The organism is Agromyces sp. H66, from assembly GCF_004959775.1.
GTDB lineage: Bacteria > Actinomycetota > Actinomycetes > Actinomycetales > Microbacteriaceae > Agromyces.
Genome location: NZ_SJZG01000010.1, coordinates 45877 through 65780, shown reverse-complemented (window position 1 = coordinate 65780; position 19904 = coordinate 45877). Strand labels below are relative to the sequence as shown.

23 protein-coding genes are annotated in these 19904 nt (G+C 70.7%); 10 read left to right on the top strand and 13 right to left on the bottom strand.

Annotation, left to right across the window (positions count from 1 at the left end; genetic code table 11):
- Positions 1-76: 76 nt before the first annotated feature.
- Complete coding sequence (locus tag EZM51_RS15775) at positions 77-1030, bottom strand: hypothetical protein (RefSeq protein WP_248305699.1); 954 nt, start codon at positions 1028-1030, stop codon at positions 77-79.
- Positions 1031-1206: 176 nt separating this feature from the next.
- On the opposite strand from EZM51_RS15775, the gene EZM51_RS15770 reads away from it, so the two are divergent.
- The gene (locus EZM51_RS15770) at positions 1207-1836 is read left to right on the top strand and encodes a YqaJ viral recombinase family protein (protein ID WP_136709330.1); all 630 of its coding nucleotides are present in this window, start codon (positions 1207-1209) and stop codon (positions 1834-1836) included.
- Positions 1833-2627 (top strand): alpha/beta hydrolase, encoded by a 795-nt coding sequence (locus EZM51_RS15765; protein ID WP_136709267.1) that lies wholly within the window; start codon positions 1833-1835, stop codon positions 2625-2627. Before EZM51_RS15770 ends, EZM51_RS15765 begins: the two co-directional genes overlap by 4 nt.
- A 76-nt stretch (positions 2628-2703) precedes the next feature.
- Here the strand turns inward: EZM51_RS15765 and EZM51_RS15760 are convergent, their stop codons facing one another.
- From EZM51_RS15760 to EZM51_RS15750, 3 genes are all read right to left on the bottom strand, one after another.
- The gene (locus tag EZM51_RS15760; protein WP_136709266.1) at positions 2704-3126 is read right to left on the bottom strand and encodes a MerR family transcriptional regulator; all 423 of its coding nucleotides are present in this window, start codon (positions 3124-3126) and stop codon (positions 2704-2706) included.
- Entirely contained in the window at positions 3123-3470 is a 348-nt protein-coding gene (locus EZM51_RS15755) for a hypothetical protein (protein WP_136709265.1), read from the bottom strand. Before EZM51_RS15755 ends, EZM51_RS15760 begins: the two co-directional genes overlap by 4 nt.
- 92 nt (positions 3471-3562) lie before the next feature.
- Complete coding sequence (locus EZM51_RS15750; protein WP_136709264.1) at positions 3563-4231, bottom strand: TRIC cation channel family protein; 669 nt, start codon at positions 4229-4231, stop codon at positions 3563-3565.
- 151 nt (positions 4232-4382) lie between these two features.
- Here EZM51_RS15750 and EZM51_RS15745 point away from each other — a divergent pair, with 151 nt between their 5' ends.
- A complete protein-coding gene (locus EZM51_RS15745) occupies positions 4383-5033 on the top strand; it encodes a GntR family transcriptional regulator (RefSeq protein ID WP_136709263.1) in 651 nt (216 codons plus the stop codon).
- 9 nt (positions 5034-5042) lie between these two features.
- Here the strand turns inward: EZM51_RS15745 and EZM51_RS15740 are convergent, their stop codons facing one another.
- On the bottom strand, positions 5043-6002 hold the full coding sequence (locus tag EZM51_RS15740) for a DUF5937 family protein (RefSeq protein WP_136709262.1): 960 nt from the start codon (positions 6000-6002) through the stop codon (positions 5043-5045).
- A 56-nt stretch (positions 6003-6058) separates the two neighbouring features.
- Between EZM51_RS15740 and EZM51_RS15735 the strand changes: the two genes are divergently transcribed.
- Both EZM51_RS15735 and EZM51_RS15730 read left to right on the top strand, forming a co-directional pair.
- Positions 6059-7504, top strand: coding sequence for an MFS transporter (locus EZM51_RS15735; RefSeq protein WP_248305698.1), 1446 nt, complete (start codon positions 6059-6061; stop codon positions 7502-7504).
- Between the two features lie 25 nt (positions 7505-7529).
- Positions 7530-8918 carry a deoxyribodipyrimidine photo-lyase gene (locus tag EZM51_RS15730; protein WP_136709261.1) on the top strand — a complete coding sequence of 463 codons (1389 nt, stop codon included), beginning with the start codon at positions 7530-7532 and terminating at the stop codon, positions 8916-8918.
- 144 nt (positions 8919-9062) lie between these two features.
- On the opposite strand, the gene fdhA is transcribed toward EZM51_RS15730, so the two are convergent.
- Positions 9063-10286, bottom strand: coding sequence for a formaldehyde dehydrogenase, glutathione-independent (gene fdhA / locus EZM51_RS15725; RefSeq protein ID WP_136709260.1), 1224 nt, complete (start codon positions 10284-10286; stop codon positions 9063-9065).
- Between the two features lie 112 nt (positions 10287-10398).
- On the opposite strand from fdhA, the gene EZM51_RS15720 reads away from it, so the two are divergent.
- Together EZM51_RS15720 and EZM51_RS15715 are read left to right on the top strand one after the other, a co-directional pair.
- Complete coding sequence (locus EZM51_RS15720; RefSeq protein ID WP_136709259.1) at positions 10399-10515, top strand: FAD-binding domain-containing protein; 117 nt, start codon at positions 10399-10401, stop codon at positions 10513-10515.
- A 211-nt stretch (positions 10516-10726) separates the two neighbouring features.
- Entirely contained in the window at positions 10727-11941 is a 1215-nt protein-coding gene (locus EZM51_RS15715; protein ID WP_136709258.1) for an MFS transporter, read from the top strand.
- Positions 11942-11995: 54 nt separating this feature from the next.
- On the opposite strand, the gene EZM51_RS15710 is transcribed toward EZM51_RS15715, so the two are convergent.
- The 3 genes from EZM51_RS15710 to EZM51_RS15700 all read right to left on the bottom strand — a co-directional run bounded on the left by EZM51_RS15710 (position 11996) and on the right by EZM51_RS15700 (position 13512).
- On the bottom strand, positions 11996-12685 hold the full coding sequence (locus EZM51_RS15710; RefSeq protein WP_169053941.1) for a DUF4386 family protein: 690 nt from the start codon (positions 12683-12685) through the stop codon (positions 11996-11998).
- Positions 12686-12967: 282 nt separating this feature from the next.
- Entirely contained in the window at positions 12968-13273 is a 306-nt protein-coding gene (locus EZM51_RS15705; RefSeq protein ID WP_136709256.1) for a type II toxin-antitoxin system PemK/MazF family toxin, read from the bottom strand.
- Positions 13273-13512 carry a hypothetical protein gene (locus tag EZM51_RS15700; protein ID WP_136709255.1) on the bottom strand — a complete coding sequence of 80 codons (240 nt, stop codon included), beginning with the start codon at positions 13510-13512 and terminating at the stop codon, positions 13273-13275. Before EZM51_RS15700 ends, EZM51_RS15705 begins: the two co-directional genes overlap by 1 nt.
- 70 nt (positions 13513-13582) lie before the next feature.
- On the opposite strand from EZM51_RS15700, the gene EZM51_RS15695 reads away from it, so the two are divergent.
- The gene (locus EZM51_RS15695) at positions 13583-13993 is read left to right on the top strand and encodes a hypothetical protein (RefSeq protein WP_136709254.1); all 411 of its coding nucleotides are present in this window, start codon (positions 13583-13585) and stop codon (positions 13991-13993) included.
- A 95-nt stretch (positions 13994-14088) separates the two neighbouring features.
- Entirely contained in the window at positions 14089-14376 is a 288-nt protein-coding gene (locus tag EZM51_RS20625) for a hypothetical protein (protein WP_169053939.1), read from the top strand.
- Here EZM51_RS20625 and EZM51_RS15690 read toward each other — a convergent pair.
- The 3 genes from EZM51_RS15690 to EZM51_RS15680 all read right to left on the bottom strand — a co-directional run bounded on the left by EZM51_RS15690 (position 14290) and on the right by EZM51_RS15680 (position 16497).
- Positions 14290-14658 (bottom strand): type II toxin-antitoxin system PemK/MazF family toxin, encoded by a 369-nt coding sequence (locus EZM51_RS15690; RefSeq protein WP_248305697.1) that lies wholly within the window; start codon positions 14656-14658, stop codon positions 14290-14292. The two genes, EZM51_RS20625 and EZM51_RS15690, sit on opposite strands and share 87 nt — an antisense overlap.
- 487 nt (positions 14659-15145) lie before the next feature.
- Positions 15146-16042 (bottom strand): helix-turn-helix domain-containing GNAT family N-acetyltransferase, encoded by an 897-nt coding sequence (locus EZM51_RS15685; protein ID WP_136709253.1) that lies wholly within the window; start codon positions 16040-16042, stop codon positions 15146-15148.
- 14 nt (positions 16043-16056) lie between these two features.
- Complete coding sequence (locus EZM51_RS15680) at positions 16057-16497, bottom strand: GNAT family N-acetyltransferase (protein ID WP_248305696.1); 441 nt, start codon at positions 16495-16497, stop codon at positions 16057-16059.
- Between the two features lie 48 nt (positions 16498-16545).
- On the opposite strand from EZM51_RS15680, the gene EZM51_RS15675 reads away from it, so the two are divergent.
- On the top strand, positions 16546-17925 hold the full coding sequence (locus EZM51_RS15675; RefSeq protein ID WP_136709252.1) for an ATP-binding protein: 1380 nt from the start codon (positions 16546-16548) through the stop codon (positions 17923-17925).
- Between the two features lie 16 nt (positions 17926-17941).
- Here the strand turns inward: EZM51_RS15675 and EZM51_RS20620 are convergent, their stop codons facing one another.
- Entirely contained in the window at positions 17942-19732 is a 1791-nt protein-coding gene (locus EZM51_RS20620; protein ID WP_169053940.1) for a helix-turn-helix transcriptional regulator, read from the bottom strand.
- Between the last annotated feature and the right edge of the window lie 172 nt (positions 19733-19904).

The window sequence follows — 19904 nt, the reverse complement described above, 5'->3', positions numbered from 1 at the left end:
CGCATCTTCCCGTTCCCGCGTGGTGTTGCCGTCCCATCGGAGACGTGGGGTGCGAACGGGAACATCCGGCGGGCGGCTACGAGCCGTACGCGCCCAGCACGCGCAGCGCGCCGAGCGTCACCCACGGGTGCGGCAGGCCGGCACGGACCGGCGGCAGGTGCGTCGCCCCGGGGTAGGCGCTGCTCGCCGCCCAGCGCCCGTCGTCGCGCCGACGGCGCCGAAGGATCTCGATCGCGTCGTCCATTCGCGGGTCGTACGCGACGCCGGCGTCCCGCAGTGCGTCGAGTCCGCGGAGGATGTCGAAGTGCCAGCGCGCCGGATGGTGGAGCCGCACGAACTCCGGGTGCATCGGCTCGCCGGTGTGCTCGCTCCGGAAGAGCCGGTGCCGCAGCAGGAATCCGACCGAGGATGCCGCGGCCGCGGCGAGCTCGTCGGCGCGGTGCCCATGCCCGCCGCGGAGGTACTCGGTGATGCCCTCGATCACGCTCACGGTGGTGTGCACCGACGAGTGCGTGGCGCCCGACCGGTTCGAACGGCAGTTGAAGCCGCCGTCGGGCATGCGCTGCGACAGGATGAAGTCCACGATGCTCGCGAGATCGCCCGTGGCCGCACCGAAGTAGCTGAGGTAGTTCAGGGCCATGCCGTTGATGCAGACGTCGCTCTGGCCGATGGTACGACTCGGGTTGAGTCCGCCGTCGCGCCCCCGCTCCTCGGCCAGGATCATGGCGCCCGTCTCCCTCGGCGCGGGCGTCTCGGGCGGCAGGCCGAGGTTCCTCAGCTCCAGCAGCGTGTAGTGGCTCGACGTCCACTTCGGCTGGTAGAACCCGCGCCCCCAGTGGCCGTTCGGTCCGCGCGCGGCGAGCAGCGCCGCACCCTCCCCCTCCACGGCGATCCGGCGACGGAGCGAGGCGTCATGGTGCCCGAGAAGATCGCGGTGCGCCTGGTACCGCACCGCCACGTCGGTGTGCTCGTCGAGCAGCCACCGGAGCGCGGCATCCGTCATCGCGGCATCCATCGCGGCATCCGTCATCTCGTCGCCCCCTCACACCATGATCCTCGCCGAGGCCGCGGCGAAGGGTCGCACAACGCCGCGTCGCCCCATGCGCCGGGGCCGGTGCGCGGTACGCTCTGGGGGTGCCCGATACCCCCTTCGCCCTCTTCGACCTGGAGGGCGCGGCGACCGAGGCGCACCGGCCGCCGACGCCCATCCGGCATCCGCACGAGACGCGGATCGTCGCGGATGCGAGCGACCGTGTGGCGTGGCTCCGGGCCCGCTCCCGAGGGGTGACGGCGACGGATGCCGCGAAGCTGGCGTCCCGGGCATCGGTGCGCGGCGCGGCGTGGGAGAAGCTGCACGGCACGCGCGGATTCGGCGGCAGCCGCTTCACCGACCACGGTCGCACGCGGGAGCCGGTGATCGCCGCGTGGGCGAACAGCGAGCACGGCATCACCCCGTCGACCCTGCTGTTCCACGCGGAGGGCGATCGCCGTCACCTCGCCACGCCCGATGGCCTGCGCGTGACGGCGCAGGGCGCACTCGAGCTGTGCGAGATCAAGACGACGTCGCGACCCTGGCGCGCCATTCCGCGCACCTACCTGCGTCAGGTGTGGTGGCAGCAGTACGTGCTCGGCGCCGAGCGCACGCTCGTCGTGTGGGAGCACCACGAGGACTTCGTGCCGGTCGGCGCGGAACCGCAGTGCCGGTGGGTCGATCGCGACGACGACCAGATCGCGATCCTCGTGCACCTCGCGAACGAGCTGCTCGCCGCGCTGCGGCCGACCGGCGATCCCGTGCCCGACCCCCGCGCGATCTACCGCCCCGGAGCGCTCGCGTGACGACCGTGCTGCTGCACGGGCTCGGGGCCGACCGGCGCCAGCCGCTCGGGCTCTTCGAGCCGGTGGTGCAGGAGGTCTCGGGCGGCGACGAGATCGTCATCGCCCCCGACGTGCGGGCGCACGGCGGCTTCCTCGCGGTCGGCGAACCCGCGGACTTCGCGATCGACCGTCTCGCCGTCGAGGTCTGCGAGCAGGTGCCCGCGGCGATGGCCGACGCGGGGCGCGGGACGCGCTCGGCATCGGAGCCGGTCACGATCATCGGCATCTCGATGGGCGCGGCGATCGCGCTGCGCATCGCGCTCGCGGGCCTGCTGCCCGTCGCGCGCGCGGTGTTCGTGCGGCCGTCGTTCGACGACCGGTCGCTTCCCGAGCACCTGCGGCCGTTCCCCGTCATCGGGCAGATCCTCGCCGACGCGGGTCCCGCCGGGGCCGCCGAGTTCCAGGAGCGCGAGGTCTACCAGCGGGTCGCCGCCGTGTCGCCGGCGGGCGGGCGGGCGCTCCTCGCCCAGTTCCAGGCACCGGATGCCTCCCGCCGGGCCATGCGACTCGTCGAGATCCCGCGCAACCGCGCGTTCGACGCCGAGTCCGAGCTCGCAGAGCTCGGCGCCCGCGACATCCGCTCGCTCGTGGTCGGCGCCATGCGCGACCCCGTGCATCCCGTCGCCGTCGCGGAGCAGTGGGCGGGCGGCCTGCGCACGCCCATGGAGCTCGTCCCGGGCCGCGACGACGGGCCGGCCGCGCAGACGGCGGCGCTGCGGGAGCGCGTGGCGCGCTGGCTGCGTCGCGGCTGAACCCGCGCTTCCCGGGCGTCCGCGCGGACGGCGGACGACGCACGGCGGCCGGCGCACGGCGACCGACGACCGGCGGTCAACTCGCGCTTCGCGCCGCGATGGATGGGAACGGGATCGGGCAGTCCTCCTCGAGGGCGCACACGGCAAGGTCGTCGCACCCTGCCTCGATCGCACGCTCGAGGGTCGCCTCGATCTGCTGGAGGGCGGCGATCTTCTCGCGCACCTGCACCAGCTTCGCACGTGCCCGGTCGGCGAGCCGTGGGCGACGGCGGTGCGCATGCGACCCGATGTCCATGAGCTCGGCGATCTCGTCGAGCGAGAACCCGAGCGCCTGCGCGGCCTTGACCACCTGGAGCACGAGCACCGTGTCGTCGTCGTACCGGCGGTGACCGCCGAGGCTGCGGTCGGGCTCCGAGAGGATGCCGCGGCGTTCGTAGTAGCGCAGCGTCTGCAGGTTGACACCGGCGCGCTGGGCGACCTCTCCGGCGCGGAGGGTCATGCTCCGGCCGCTCTCGAATCGCGGGCGCGCAGCGCCGAGCCGACGATCGCCTCGAGCACCGCCGTGTGCGCCGGTGGAACGGCGATGGACATGACGGCCTCGACGCCGTCGTCGCGGATGTCGAAGGTGAAGAAGGAGCAGCAGGAGGTCTCGCGGCCGGCCAGGTCGCGAGCCGCGGCGACGCTCCGCGACGTGAGCGCGAACTCCGCGCTCGTCGCCGAGGTTCGAGTCACGTCGCGCAGCTCCGACGCGAAGAGGCGCTCGAACTCCCGCTCTCGGAGCGGCCGCTCGACCGTCGGCAGGGTGCATGACGACGGGACCCAGTTCAGCGTTTCCGTACTCATGACTCCACGGTAAACCTGTACCCGAGTACCGAATGCAACTCGATGGCGCACGGGCGGGGCGACCGATGGGCCCGCCCCGTCCTCGAGTGCACCTACGCCAGGCGGGAGCGCCGACGGCGCCGCACGACGAGCGCCTGCTGCTCGGGGAAGCTCCAACCGAACCGCACGGCGAGGAGTCGGATCACAGTCGTGACCACGACGCCCCCGATGGCGGCATAGAGCGCCGGGACGCCGCCCGCCACGAGCACGACGAGCAGCACGGCGCCCGCGGCTGCGGCGACGGCGTAGAGCGACCCGACGTGGAAGAGCGCAACCGGCACGTTGAGCGTCACGTCCCGCAACACGGAGCCGCCGACCGCCGCCGCGGCGCCCACGAAGACCGCGGGGCCGGCGGGCACGCCGAGCGCGAGGGCCTTCGACGTGCCGATCGCCCCGAAGAGGCCGATCGTCACGGCGTCGAGCACGAGGATCACGGTGTCGAGGCGGGCGAACGCCCGCTGCAGCGACATCCCGATCAGCGCCACCGCCGCAGCGACGGGGAGGTACCACTCACCGCGGATGACGACCGGAGGCTCGCCGAGCAGGATGTCGCGCAGCAGGCTTCCCCCGAGCGCGACGCCGATGCCGATGAGCACCACGCCGAGCACGTCGATGCGGCGGTCGGTGAACGCGCCGGCGAAGAGCGCGCCCTGCAGCGCGCCGAGCCCGACGGCGGCGAGTTCCGCCCACAGCGGGATGACGAACGGCATGATCTCGGTCATTGCGAGGTCCTTCCGGGTGGATGTGGCGAACGCCCCGCTTTCGTGGTGCGTGCGCCGCTTCGGATCACATGGCCGACGACTGGTAACGCTCCGCGTATGTAATATATTGCATTCACTATCGATCCTCCTGATTTTGTGTGCAATATGTGGTGTGCCCATTCCCACGCATCGCCCACCCGTCGACCGCTCTCTCCTGCGAGACGACGTCTACACGCGCCTCCGCGACGCGATCGTGGACGGCACCTTCGCTCCCGGCGAACAGCTGAAGGACGGCGAGCTCGCGACGTGGCTCGGCGTCAGTCGCACTCCCGTGCGCGAAGCACTCCTCCGCCTCGCCCAGGGCGGGCTCGTGGTCGCCCGTCCCGGCCGGTCGACGGTCGTCAGTTCGCTCGACGTGCGTGCGACGCGGGACGCGCGAGACGTGGTCGCCGCCATGCACGAGCTCGCCGTCCGGGAGGCCGTCGACCACTTCACCGCCGCGGACCTCGATGCGATGCGCGACGCGGCCCGCCGGTTCGCCGCCGCCATCGACGCCGGCGACATCGACGCGGCGCTCCGTGCCGACGACGAGCTGCACGACATCCCGGTGACGGTCGCCGGCAACCGGGCGATCGCCACGGTCCTCGAGCAGTTCATGCCCGTGCTGCGACGGATCGAGCGAGTGCGGTTCGCGTCGGCCGACGGCCGGCGCTCGCCCGACCGCCATGATGAGCTGATCCGGCTGTGCGCCGCGGGCGACGTCGAGGGGGCGGCGGCCGTCGCGTTCGAGACCTGGCACAGCCTCCCGGTCTCCGCGGACTGACGGGGCGCCCTACCCGGTGCGGGCCTCGAGCAGCGCGGTGCCGAGCTCGCTGCGCAGGTACAGCACGCTGCGTCCGTACCGCGTGCTCACGAGGAGCCCCGCGTCGCGCAGCACGCGCAGGTGCTGGTTGACGGCCGAGGCGGTGACGCCGAGCCGCACGCCCAGCTCGGTCGACGACGCCGGGTCGCCGAGCGCGGCGAGGAGGCGCGCCCGGGTCTCGCCGAGCACCGCGGCCACGGCGGCTGGGTTCGCGATCCGTTCGGCCTCCCACAGGGCGCCCTGGCCTCGCGCCGAGTACATGATCGTGGGCGGGCCCTCGCCGACGGGCACGGAGACCCGCCTCGTGAAGAGGGTCGGCACGAGCGTGAGCCCATTGCCGTCGATCGCGTAGGTGCGCTCGCGCGGATCGGAGAGCCGCACCGAGACGACGCCGTGCTCGTAGGAGATGCGCGACGACAGCCCGTTCAGCATCGCAGCGAGGCCCGACTGCGCCACCTGACGCCCGCGGTACACCACGTCGGCTTCGAGCACCGCGCGCATGCGCGGCCAGTACGGTTCGAAGCACGTCTCCCAGAGTTGCCGCAGGGCGCGCACGATCCTTCGAAGCGCCGCGTCCGTCGACCCGAGGAACGGCTCGGGCACGCGCCCGTGCACCGCGACGAGGTCGGCCCTGAATACTTCTGGCGGGGTCGCGAGGAGCGCCGTGAACTCGTCGTCGAGTCTCGTGAGCGGCGACGACGGCCGGGGGTTCAGGAAGTCGGGCGTCCACATGCGCTCGTCGATGAGCGCGGAGAGGGTGGCCAGGTCGAGCCGTGCCCGGGCCTGCTCGGTGCGACGCAGCCAGCCGAGCTGCAACGGGAACCGCTCAGGCTGATGGATGGCCCGCAACGAGAGGGCGAGCTCGTTCAGCGGCGAGATGCCGAATCGCACGGCGCCGACGTCGTCCTCGGTGAGCAGGTAGCGCAACATGTAGCACTACGCTACATCGATTTCGACGCGTCATTCGGTTCTGGGAGAACGGATCCGTGAGCCATCCACCCTCCCCCGACACCGGCACCTTCCCCGCCATCGATCCCGAGCCCGACGACGACGCAGTCGCCTCCGCCGGAGCCACGACCGAAGCGGATGCCCCGGCCGCACCCCGAGGCTTCGTGCGACGCCTCGCGGCATCCGTCGACGACCCCGTGCTGCGCATCCTCGTCATCGCGACCTTGATCAGCCGGGTCGGCCGCGGCGTGTTCCTCGCCGTGACGGTGCTCTACTTCACGCTCATCGTCGGGCTCGCGGCGCACGAGGTCGCCCTCGTGCTCGCCGCCGCGAGCGGGGCGGGCGTGCTGGCTTCGCTCGCGGGCGGATGGCTCGCCGACCGCCTGAGCGCCCGGCGCCTGCTCGTCGTGCTCTCGACGCTCGACGGCATCGGCCTCGTCTGCTACGTCTTCGTGCAGGACTTCGTCACCGCGCTCGTCATCGCCGTGCTCGTCGGGGCCGTCGGGCAGGCGTCGAACTCCACGCGCATGGCGATCATCGCGCGCGCGTTCGACGGCGCGCGCCGCGTTCACGCCCGCGCGGTGCTGCGCTCCGTCACGAATGTGGCGATCGCGGTGGGCTCGGGCATCGGTGCGCTGGCCCTCGTCGCGGGCACCGCCGACGCCTATCGGTGGACCATCGCCGGCGCCGGGCTGATGTATCTCGTCAGCGTCATCCAGCTCATGCGCCTGCCCGCCTCGGTCGACGCGCCGAGCCGGCCGCTCAGCGCACCCGTGACGACGATGACGGGATCGACGGATGTCGCGGCATCCGCCCGCGCCGAACGGCGCGCCCTGCGCGCCCACTCGCCCTGGCGCGACCCGCGCTACCTCGCCCTCACCGCCCTCAGCGCGATCTTCGGCATGCAGTTCGGCGTCGGCGAGATCGGCGTGCCGCTCTGGATCGCGAACGAGACCGCGGCGCCCGAGGTGCTCGTGGCCGCCGTGATCATCCTCAACACGGGCATCGTGGTGCTGTTCCAGGTGCCGCTCTCGCGCGGCACCCACGATCTGCGCACGGCAGGCCGCGTGTCGGCGATCGCCGCGTGGCTCATGGCGGCCGCATGCCTCGTGTACGCGTCGGCCGCGGGACTGCCGATGGGGTTCGCGATCGCCGTCATCGTCGTCGCGGCCCTCGCCCACGCGTTCGCCGAGGTGCTCTCGCAGGCCGGCGGCTGGGGACTCAGCTTCGAGCTCGCCGACCCGGTGCGGGCGGGCACCTACCAGGGCGTGTTCGGGATGGGCTACTCGGTCGGCGCCCTCGCGGCGCCGCTCGTCGTGACGTCGACGGCGCTCGCGCACGGGCTCGCCGGGTGGGCGATCCTCGCCGCGATCTTCCTCGCGTCGGGACTCGGCACGTGGGCGATCGCCCGGGCTGCGGCACGAGCGGCGGCGCGGCCTGCGGCGGCGGGGACGGCCGCGGGGGCGGCCTCGGCTGCGGCCTGACCGCGCCGTCGGCTATGGTCGCCGCATGGCGGATACCCCGACGATCGTCTGGTTCCGCGACGACCTGCGCGTCGCCGATCACCCGGCGCTGGCCGCCGCCGCCCTCCGTGGCGACCCCGTCGTGTGCGTCTACGTGCTCGACGAGGAATCGCCCGGCGTGCGTGCGCTCGGCGGCGCGGCGAAGTGGTGGCTGCACGGCAGCCTCACCGCGCTCTCGGCGTCGCTCGAGGGGATCGGCGGCACGCTCGTGCTGCGTCGGGGAGCGGCGGCGGGCGTCATCCGCTCGCTCGTCGACGAGACCGGCGCCGGGGCGGTGTTCTGGAACCGGCGCTACGGCGGCGCCGAGCGCGAGCTCGACACTGCACTGAAGGCCGAACTCGCGGGCCGCGGCATCGACGCGCGCAGCTTCGCGGCGAGCCTCCTGTTCGAGCCGTGGACGATCCGCACCGGTCAGGGCACGCCGTTCTCGGTGTTCACCCCGTTCTGGCGTGCCTGCACCGCGGCGCCCGCGCCGCGACATCCGCTCCCGCCTCCCGAGACGATCGAGGGCACGGATGCCGCGGGCGACGTGCTCGACGACTGGGGCCTGCTGCCCACCCGACCCGACTGGGCCGAGGGGCTCCGCCGGACGTGGACGCCGGGCGCCGACGCCGCCCATGCCCGACTCGAGGAGTTCATCGCCGACGACTTGGACGGCTACGACGAGGGCCGCGACCGGCCGGCGCTCGCGGCGACTTCCCGCCTCTCGCCGCACCTGCGCTGGGGCGAGCTGAGTCCATACCAGGTCTGGCACGCGGTTCGCGAGCGACGGGCCGGCGGCGGGGGCGCCGCGCGCTTCCTCGCCGAGCTCGGCTGGCGGGAGTTCGCGTGGCACGTGCTGTTCCACGCGCCCGACCTCGCCACGCGCAACTGGCGCCCGGAGTTCGACGCGTTCCCGTGGCCGCCGCTCGACGAGGCTGCGCTTCGCGCGTGGCAGCGGGGCCGCACCGGCGTGCCGCTCGTCGACGCGGGCATGCGCGAGCTGTGGGCGACGGGTGCGATGCACAACCGGGTGCGCATGGTCGTCGCGTCGTTCCTCACGAAGAACCTGCTCATCGACTGGCGGCGCGGCGAGGAGTGGTTCTGGGACACCCTCGTCGACGCCGATGCCGCCGCGAACGCGTTCAACTGGCAGTGGGTCGCCGGTTCGGGGGCGGATGCCGCGCCGTACTTCCGCGTCTTCAACCCCGAGCTGCAGGCGACCAAGTTCGACCCGCGCGGCGAATACGTGCGGCGCTGGGTGACCGAGGTCGGCACCGACGCGTACCCCGAGCCGATCGTCGACCTGCGCGAGAGTCGGGCCGCCGCGCTCGCGGCCTACGAGCACGTGAAGGCCGCGCGCGGGGCAGGCACGAAGACCACCGGGATCGATTGAGTGCACGGTTCGCCGGCCGGAGTAGCGGGATGATTCGTGGCAGGGAGACGTCGTCCGGCAGGCAACCGCCTGACCGTCGCGCGACTGCACGCAGAGGGAACGCCCGGAGCGCTCTGCTGCTCCGGGCGTTCATGCGCACCCGGGTCAGGCTGCCTTGATGTACCCGTTGGGATTGAGGACGTACTTGGTGGCGGCGCCGGCGTCGAATTCGGCGTACCCCTGCGGCGCGTCGTCCAGGCTGATCGCCTTGGCGTTGACGGCGTCGGCGATGTGGACCTTGTCGTGCAGGATCGCCATCATGAGCTGCCGGTTGTAGCGCATGACGGGGCACTGGCCAGTGGTGAACGACAGTGACTTCGCCCACCCGGTGCCAAGGCTGATCGAGAGCGATCCGACCTTGGCGGCCTCGTCGACGGCCCCCGGGTCACCCGTCACGTAGAGTCCGGGAATCCCGATGGCCCCGCCCGCAGCGGTCGCCGTCATCAGCGAGTTGAGCACGGTCGCCGGTGCTTCCTTCGCGTCGGCACCGTGACCTTCGCTGCGCGCCTCGAATCCCACGGCGTCGACCGCGGCATCCACCTCGGGCACACCGAGGAGTTGCTCGAGCTGGTCGGGCACGGATCCCTGGCCCACGTTGACGGTCTCGCAGCCGAAGCTGCGGGCCTGCGCGAGCCGGTCTTCGTTGAGGTCGCCGACGATGACGACGGCCGCGCCGAGCAACTGCGCACCGGCCGCCGCTGCCAGCCCGACCGGTCCTGCACCGGCGATGTAGACGGTGGAACCCACGCCGACCCCGGCGGTGACCGCGCCGTGGAAGCCGGTCGGGAAGATGTCGGACAGCATCGCGAGGTCGAGGATCTTCTCGAGCGCTTGATCGCGGTCGGGGAACTTCAAGAGGTTCCAGTCCGCGTAGGGCACGAGCACGTACTCGGCCTGCCCGCCGACCCATCCGCCCATGTCGACGTAGCCGTAGGCGCTGCCCGGCCGATCGGGGTTGACGTTCAAGCAGATGCCCGTCTTGCCCTCCTTGCAGTTGCGGCAGCGTCCGCACGAGATGTTGAACGGCACCGACACGAGGTCGCCGACCTTGATGAACTCGACGTCGGGGCCGGCCTCCACGACCTCGCCGGTGATCTCGTGACCGAGCACCAACCCTTCGGGCGCTGTCGTGCGACCGCGCACCATGTGCTGGTCGGACCCGCAGATGTTCGTCGCGACGGTCTTGAGGATCACCCCATGCGGGATCTTCCGGCCGATGTTCGCGGGATTCACACCCGGTCCGTCGTGAAGCTCGAAATCGGGGTAGTCGGTGTCGATGACCTTGACCACGCCCGGCCCCTGATAGGCGACCGCCCTGTTTCCAGACATAATTGCTCCCCCTCGAACGCATTCGTGCTGGTCAGATTTCCTGATTGAGTTACGACGCTACCCCCGAACGGGGTACGGCTGCGAGCCTTGCGGACAATTCTCGTGATCGTGCATGACCGTCGCGTCGTTCCTCACGAAGAACCTGCTCATCGACTGGCGGCGCGGCGAGGACTGTTTCGCCGTGCGGCGAGTACTGCGGCGATGGGTGCCCGAAGTCGGCACCGGGTGACGGTATGCTGTGCACGATCGGTCTCATGGTTGCCTGAATTCCAACTCCCCTCGCCTCCCGCCCTTCGCCGTTTCTGACCACGGCCCGGGGCGAGTTTCTGCACGCCGTTCCGAGCGTGCACCCACCTTTCAGGCAAACGGGCTCTCCGCGCTTCCGATGATCCGCGCATCCGCGGATCCGAGTCGAGGGCCCATCGGCACCGGAGACTGGCATGCCCACCGAACACCTGTCCTATCGAGCTGTGCTGCACACGCGACACGTCGCTCGTTCCTTCCTGCCGAGCGTCATCGGGCGGCTGTCCCTTGCGACATCCGGCCTCGCGTTGGTCTTCCTGCTCGAACGGTCCACGGGCTCGTTCGCGGTCGCGGGCGTGGTGATCGCGACGCTCGGCATCGCGAACGTCGTGGCCACGCCCTGGCGCGCCCGGCTGATCGATCGGCGCGGGCAGACCGTGGTGCTGACGGCGCTCAGCCTCACCTACGCCGCATCGCTCGTCGCCCTCGGCCTCAACGCGCATGCGGAGCTGCCCGTGCTGCTGTGCCTCGGCGCGGTGGCCGGGGCATCCTCACCGCCGTTCGCGACCAGCATGCGGGTGCTGTGGTCGATGGCGTTGCCCCCGGGCGGACTGCGCACGCGCGCGCTCAGCCTCGATGCCGTCGCCGGCGAGGTGACGTACGCGGTCGGTCCCCTGCTCACCGCGTTCCTGGCCGCGGCCGTGGACCCGTTCGCGTCGCTGCTGCTCTCCGTGGGCTGCGTCGCGGTCGGTGCAGCGTTGTTCGTGACCAGCCCGCTTTCTCGCGAGCAGCGCGGATCGCACGGCGCCGATCAGGCCGAGGCGCCCGGCCGCTCGCCGCTGCGCACCCGAGGGTTCCTGCCGGTCGTGCTCGCGATGGTCGCTCCCGGGATCGTCCTCGGTGCCGTGGACATCGCGGCGCCGGCCGTCGCCGCCGAGCAGTCCAGCGCCCTGCTCTCCGGCGTGCTCCTCGCACTCTTCGCGGGTGCGAGCGCCATCGGCGGCCTGCTCTACGGTTCCATGCAACTGCGGTCGCTGCTGGAGCGTCAACTGCTCGTGTTGACCCCGGTGCTCCTCCTCGTCATGGCCGCCACCGGACTCGTCGGCGGAACGGTCGTGGCGCTCATCGGATTCGTCCTGAGCGGCCTCTTCCTCGCGCCCGCGCTGATCGCCGGCTATCTCGCCGCGAACGCCCGCGCCGATGCCTCGGTACGCACCGAGGCGAACGGCTGGATGGACACCGCCGTGCAGTTCGGAGCGGCGCTCGGCGCCGCGGTGTTCGGTGCCTTCACCGACGTTGCCGAGCCCGGGCAGGCACTCGCAATGAGCGCCGTCGTCCCGGGTGTCATCATCGCGATCTGCGCACCGTTCCTGCTCCGGTCGCGCCGCTCCGAACTGCCGGAGCAGGCCTGATCTCGCCCGGCGGCTTCTCGGATCGGACGTCGGCGTGGACGGGAGCGCCTGACGCTAGCGGCGGCTGAAGCGGCCGCCTGAGGTGGTCGGTTTGGCGGTGCGGAAGAATGCGCGGCTGAGAAGGATCAGCCACAGCGCGGTGGGGATCAGTGACAGCATCGCGACGATCACGCCGATCTGGCCCAGGTTGGCTGGGACGAGCATCGTGACTCCGGTGATGATTCCGACGATGCCGGGGAGAAGCCCGAAGACACGGTATCTGACCATGGCGACCGAGAAGATCAGCGTGCTGACGGCGCCGAGGATGTAGCTGAGACCGAACGAACCACCGTTGTAGAGGGTGAGCAGCGTCTGGCCGGCGGCCACGAGTGCTGCCTCTTGCGCTGCGGTGGCGGCGGATGCGTACTGGCTGCTCAGGAGCCACATCGAGAACGTCGCCTCGCGCGAGAAGAGGTAGAGCGCCACACTGAACAGGCCCGCGATCAGGGCCACCAGTGCCGACGTCGCTGATGCTCGCGTGAGGACCACGAACAAGGCCAAGTAGAACGGGATCATCGCAAGGTAGTCGATCGTGAGGAGAAGGTCGAGATCCAGCAGGCCGAGCAGGGGATTGCGCTCGAAGAGGTCGAAGTACTCGAGGACGGTCTGCGGCGGGGGCTGAGGATGAACACGAACGCCTGGAACGGGATCATGATCACCACGAACACCGCCGCGCCGGCACCGAGCCTGAGCAGCGGCCGCCATCGCGCGTCGACGCCGACGCGAAGTGAGACGTCTTCTACGAGTACTTCGGCTCCCATGAGCGCCACCCCGATCCTGCGAACGCCGGACTGCCATCCACGGGCTCCATTCAAGAGCGAGCGTCGCGGGCACGCGGGACTGCTTGGGGGGCGAGGTCGACGATCAGCACGCATACCATCGCGGAGAGATTCGCGAGCCGGCCGGACGAGAATCCTCAGAGCTGGCGAGCAACGGACGGCAGGGCTTGGCGATCGGCCGCAGTGGCCTGTAGCGAACCGACGCGCGCTACCAGAGGTCCAGGTCGAAGGCATCGCTGATAGCGCGCGCCAGTGCCTGCTCCTGGTCATCGAAGAGGAGACCGATCGTGTCGCCGACCGCGCTCCTTCGTACCGTGGTGATGTTGTCGCAACTGATGACGCTCTCGTGGTCAACTCCGTTGCGGGGCCCAACCGAGACCTCGGTGGTGATTCCTCGGACCGTGCTGGTGATGGGTGCAACGGTCACCCAGGTCAGGAGGTGGAGTTTCGACTGACGAGTCAAGATCAGCGCAGGACGACGCTTGTCCAGTTGGACCAACGCGATCGTGCGCATCAGTCCAGTTCGGGATGCGTCAGATCGAGCACGCCGTCGAGGTCGGGGTAGACCGACTCGCCACGACGGGCGAGTTCGATGAGCGTCGCCTCTTCCCGTCGGTAGCGTTGTTCTCGCTGGAGGCGGGCGATCCCGCGGCGGACGGCTTCGGACCGGTTCGCGGCACGGCCCTCGACGACCTCGAGGTCGAGAGCTTCGAGTTCGAGGTCGTTGAGTCGAATGGCGATCTGCGTGGTCACACCTCAATCATACGTCGAACCGTCAACCAGCTGGTATGCGTCGGGTCCGAATTCTGCGAGGAGACAGCGAATGAGCACGGAGTCCATGCCGAAAGTCGTGATCGGGTGGGGAGTGGCCATTGCGTTGGCCGGCGGTCTTCTGGTCGCGTCGGCACCCCATGCGCTCACCGCGTGGTGGGGAGTGAACACGGCGGAGTGGAACGCAGCGCAGCTGGCATTCGAAGGCATACTCGCCATCGCGCGAACGACCCTTGCTCCGCTCGGTGCCGCGTTGATCGCCGCCGGCCTCGTCATGTCTATGTCGATCGCAGGCTTCAAGGCGATCGAATCGCAGACCGTCCACGCCGATGGCGCTTCCCGAATGCGGAAGACGCGAGATAGATCGGTCCTCGGGCTGATCGGTCAACGATCTGCGCGATCGTATGAGTCAGATCCCAGCCTGCTGATGGATCCTTCGCGTGAGGGCGCGTTCATGATCTGAGCCTCAGCGCCGATCGCGCCGCGCCCGTCCTCCGTGATACTTGACCGGTGAAGACGAACACGGCCGAGAAACCCATCAACCGTGAGGATCGCGGCTTGACGATCATCGGTCTGCTCCTGCTCACGCCGGCTCTGGGAGTTCTGGCCTCGTACGCGGTCGTGGTGTTCTTCGTCGGCGACCGCTGCAATCCACCCGCGACCGAGTGCAACCGCGAGATCATACTGGCCGGCCACTACATCGCGAGGTACGGCACGATCGCCGTCGGCATTGCTGCGCTCGTCACCTCGATAGCGCTCCTAGGATTGCGGCGGCGGGCGGCGTGGGTTCCGCCGGTCGCGCGGGTACGGGTCGAGGAACTCCCGACTGATCGGCCCGACCTCTGACACGAGCGCCACGGAGTCTTTGCCGAGTCCGGACGCGTCGACCGGGACCAGGACGTTGCCCGGGAACGCTTCGAGCGCGACGTTCGACGTCAGTGGTACGACCGGGGCTGTGGCGATCTTGGTGGCGAGCAGCCGGTCCTCCTGCATGACGACGGCCGGTCGTCGCTTGGCCGGTTCGGAGCCACGAGGGGACCCGGAGTCGACCCAGACGATGTCGCCGTGGGCGATCACCACTCGGTCGCCTCGAGCAGGTGCGCTCGGACTCGGTGAGGAAGGGACCATCTGCGGAGGGCTGTCCGATGCGTTCGATCACGGAGCTCATCGGCGACTCCATCTAGGATCGGTCTTCCACATCCCACAGGGTGTAGACAGCGGTGCCGACGCCTCGAACGGATCGCTGGAGTTGCACGCGATCCAGCGAACAGAGCCGTCCGGATCGCACGACGGTCGTCGGCAACGTCTCCATAGGGCAAACGACCCGCCTCTTCTTGGCCGCCGAGGACCTCGAACAGTTCCGTGTCGCGATGTGGGTGAGCATCGTCGGCGAGATTCTCCTCTTGGCAGCCGCGCCGTTGGCATGGCTGGTCATCCGCGGGATCACGAAGGGCGTTCGGCAGCGTTCCTCTGTACCCGTACATTCGCTGGTGGCCTGACGACCACGCATCCCATCGGGGCACCGCCACGGCGCACGGTGCACACGTGCGTTCCACCGCGCGCTCGCGAAGACGCGCCTCAACGTCCACGAGACGTCCGGGCTGAGCGACCGACCCTACGCCAGCGGCTTCTCGAACCAGAGGTCGGCGTAGAACTCGTCGTTGAACGGCTCGACCTCCGCGTAGCCCGACGCCCGGTACATGGCGATGGCCTCGGTGAGGGTCGCGTTGGTCTCGAGCACCGCGGATGTCGCGCCGTGCTCGCGTGCGGCCTGCTCGAGCGCCTCGAGGATGCGCCGCCCGACGCCCATGCCGCGCACCGACTCGTCGACCCACATCCGCTTGAGGTATGCGCGCCCGCCATCCTCGAACAGCACCGCGCCGCAGCCGATGGCGCGGCCGTGCAGGCGGGCGAGCACGAACCGTCCGGTGGGCTCCGCGAACTCGTGGGTGTCGGGATGCAGGCTCTGGCCGGGGTCGAAGCCGTCGGGGAAGCGTCGGGCGAGCTCGTCGTAGTAGGCCACGAGGCACCGCCGGGCATCGTCGGACGCGGCATCCGCCGGCTCCACCTCGACGAGGCCCGCGTCGAGCAGGCGCATCACGGTGTCCATGGCGTCGACCAGACGTCGTCGCTGCCCGTCGCCGAGCGGGGCGAGGAGCGAGGCCGCGAGCTCGTCGCTGCGCCGGTCGAGTTCCGCGCGCTCGGCGCGTCCGGCGTCGGTGGGGCGGATGCTGCGCACGCGCGAGTCGGCGGGTGACGCGTCGACCGTCACGAGTCCCTCGCGCTCGAGCGAGCGCAGCAGCCGGGAGAGGTAACCCGAGTCGAGTTCGAGCCGTTCCCGGATGTCGCGCACCTCGACGCCGTCGCCGTCGATCTCCCAGAGCACCCGTGAGCTCCCGAGCGGGCGGGCGCTGCCGAGGTAGTGGTCCTGCAGCGCGCCGATGCGCGTCGTGACCGCGCGATTGAACGCGCGCACCCTCGCCACGGCGGCGGAATCGACCGAATCGACCATATTGCTGACTTTAGTCAGAGATATCGACGATGACAATCGTCACGGGACGAGCGGGCGCTCGAGCACCCAGTCCTCCTCCACCCGGCCCCCGAACGTGAACCGCTTGCCTGGGCCACGCCCGTGCCGTGCACCGCACCTCGCGTGTAGACCTTGCTCAGCTCGACCGCCGGCCTGGCCACGACGACCGCCGCGGCATCGGGATCGCCGGGCTCTCCCGTGATGAGCATCGTGTACCCGACGAGACGGCCGCCGGATTCCTCGGCGACGAACAGGACCCGCGCCGCATCGTCGAGGTGTTCCTCGAACCGCGCGACAGTGAGCTCCTCGTCGATGTACGCGGCGATCGCCTCGGCGGGCGTGTTCGGCTGGCAGGCCAGGGGGAACGTCTCGGCAGCGAGCTCGGCGAGCGCCGCGGCATCCGTCGCCGTCGCTCGGCGCATCACGATCTCGGACACGATCACCGATTCTCGCAGAGCGAGCGCCCCGATGGCAGGATCGTCACCATGGGCGCCGACACCATCGAGATCTCAGCACGCTCCACCGACGGGCGTTCCTTCACCGCGGCGGATGCCTCGGGCTCGTCCATCGTCGCGGGCTCGCTCGTCACCGTGGCCGACGACGGCGTGCGCCAGCTCGCGCTCGTCGAATCGCGGTCGGAGACCGAGCCGCCCGTGCTGCGCGGACGCCTGCTCGGCGAACTCGTCGACGGACGCCTCGACACCCGGAGCAGCCACGCATTCGAACGCGCGGCGGTCGTACCCGCCGACCTCGACACCCTCGACCTGCTGCATCGCACGAGCGGAGCCCAACTCGAGGTCGGCACGGCGCTCACGCCCCCGGGTGGCCCCGCGCGGCTCCTCCCCCACCGCTTCAACCGGCACACGTTCTGGTGCGGGCAGAGCGGGTCGGGCAAGACGTACGCGCTCGGCGTCGTGCTCGAGCAGCTCATCGCCCATACCGCCCTGCCGATCGTGATCTTCGACCCGAACTCCGACTTCGTGCGCATCGGCGAGCTGAACCCGGGCGCGACCGGGCCCACCGCGGAGGCGCTCGCGCAGCGCGACATCCGGGTGCTCCGTCCGAACGTCGAGGGTGCCGAGCCGCTGCGGGCCCGGTTCACGACCATGCCCGTCGCCTCGAAGGCGGCCGTGCTGCAGCTCGACCCCGTCGCCGATCGCGACGAGTTCAACTCGCTGCTGCACATGCGCGACGTGCTGGACACGATCGAGATCGAGGGGATCCTGCCGACCCTCCGCGACTCCGACGACCCCGCCCACCGCCGGCTGGCGCTCCGCCTCGAGAACCTCGGCGTCCTGGAGTGGGAGGTGTGGGCGGGCAGCCGCACCGCGGCGACCGAGGTGATCGACGAGCGGCCGGATGCCACGGTGCTCGACCTCGGCGGATTCTCCACGCCCGAGCAGCAGCTCGTCGTCGCGCTCTCGGTGCTCGACGAGCTCTGGGAGCGACGCGAGGAACGCCGGCCGGTGCTCCTCGTGATCGACGAGGCGCACAACCTGGCGTCACCAAGCCTCGACTCGGCGCTCGCCGTCGCGGTGCGCGAGCGGCTCATCCAGATCGCCGCGGAGGGCCGCAAGTTCGGGCTGTGGCTGCTGCTCTCGACCCAGCGGCCGTCGAAGGTGCATCCCGGCATCATCAGCCAGTGCGACAACCTCGCGCTGATGAAGATGTCGTCGCCGATCGACCTCGTCGAGCTCGGCACCTACTTCGGCTACGCGCCGGCCGAGCTCGTCGCGCGGTCGCCCTGGTTCCGGCAGGGCGAGGCGCTCTTCGCGGGCGGATTCGTGCCGGCGCCCACGCTCCTGAAGATGGCCACGCGGGTCACGCCCGAGGGCGGCAGCGACGTCGGCGTGCCGCTGCGCTGACTGGGCCCCGCCGCGATCAGGATCGGGGAGCGCCGGTGAACGCCGCCGCAATGGCGGTGCGGGTGCCGACCCCGATGCGCTGCTTGATCACCGCGATGTGCTTGTCGACCGTCTTCTCGCTGATGCCGAGCGCTGCGGCGATGCCGGCGTTCGAGGCACCCGCCGCGATCAATGCCGCGACCTGGCCCTGACGCAGCGGAAGCCGCACGGCCTCTCCGCTGGGTCTCCCGTCGGCACCGGCGAAGCGCACCGGCAGCGCGGCCGTCGCGAACTCGCTTCGCCTGGTCAGCCCGAGCGCGCGCATCGCGCCCGCGATGTATCCCTCGACCGTCCGCACCCCGAGGAACAGACGCTCGGCGATCTCTCGATTCGCCAACCCGGCCGCCGCCAGCGTCGCCACCTCGAGCTGCCGCGGACTGAGTTCGACCTCAGCCGCGTCCGCCGCCCGCGCGTGGAAGAGTCGGACCGCGCGCAACCTCACGCCCGCCGCCCTCACCCGGCTGGCGTAGGCGTCGAACTCCGCGAGTGCGTTGAAGGCAGTATCCCGCTCACCGTGCTCGACGGTCTGAGCGAGCAGCAGCCAACGGGTGCGCAGCTGCTCGAACGAGGCATCGGGCTCAGCCGACGGCAGCATCGCGGGCACCGCGCCGCGCACGTGCGCGGTGACGGCGACCCGGATGCGGTCGCGCACCAGCACGACGAACGGAGAGGCCATCATGTGGTCCGCGATGCGGAGCATCCGATCGCATGTCTCGACGTCGCCCTCGGCGAGGGCGGCCATGCACACCGCTTCGATCACGAACATCCGGTCGGTGTTCGGTACGACGAGCTCATCGAGCCCGCCATCGGCGAGTGCGACCCGCCTCGCCCCGTCGAGATCACCGTGGCTCGCGAGCACGATCGCCATCAGCATGAGGGTGGCCTGGCCGAGCGAGCGCCTCCCGCGTCGCCAGGTACCGGCGACGAGCGCCCGCTCGAGCTCATCGAGATCGGACGGGAGTTCCGTTCGGGCGATCGTCGCAGAAAGTGCCTGTGCCGCCTTCGCGAGCATCCACCAGCGCCGGTCAGCGCCTTGCGCGAATCCGGCGATGGCGGACTCCAGCTTCGGTATCGCCTCGACGACCTCGAGCTTCGCCACGTGCGTGATGCCCTCGAGATAGTCGAAGAACACGTCGAGTACGCGCAACCCGGCAAGGCCGTGCGTCCGCCGCGCCGCCGACACAACCCGCAGCAACGTGTCATGGTCGCCGTGAGCGAGCGAGATCATCGGCACCCACACGCAGAGGTCGATCGATGCCAGCACCTCGTCGCGGTCTGCCACATCGAGCAGCCGCAGGAGCGCCTCGGCGGCGTCGAGCACGAGCTGCTGCTGGGCCGCCCAATCGGGCGGGACGAAGTCGTCGGCCCAGCCGCCCTCGGGCTCGCGGCCGTCGGCGATGAGTCGCCCGAAGGCGATGGCCACGAGCTCGCGCACCCCGACGGAGTCGAGCTCCGACGGCGGAACCTCGCGAGTCCAGTCGATGTCGCCGAACTCCGACTCGAAGGCGATACCCAGTCGTCGCTGGGATGCCGCCTCCCGGCGCACGCCCGCCGGCGCCCCGGTGTCGTCGATGAGCGCCTTCAGGCGCGCGTCCGCCTCGACCTCACGGCCCGCGAACTGCTCGTAGCGCGCGAGTCGCACCACCGCGCCGGGGTCGCCCGACTCTGCGAGGCGCGAACCGACCGCTCCGAACACCAGCCCATCGAAGCCGCGGGTGCCGAGCGCGGCCCCTTCACCGGGCACCAGCACCGCGATGATCGAACGCATCCACCCTCCTGAACCGGGGTACATCGACCCTCGGGTGCCCCAAGACTAGGACCTCGGTGAACCTCGGTGGAAGCTGCCCAGGACCGATCCGGTACGTGATTTCTCCCACCGGACGATGCACGTCTGCGTGGAAACCCCCACTGCGCCGATGCTGCACCGGCTCGTAGCTTCG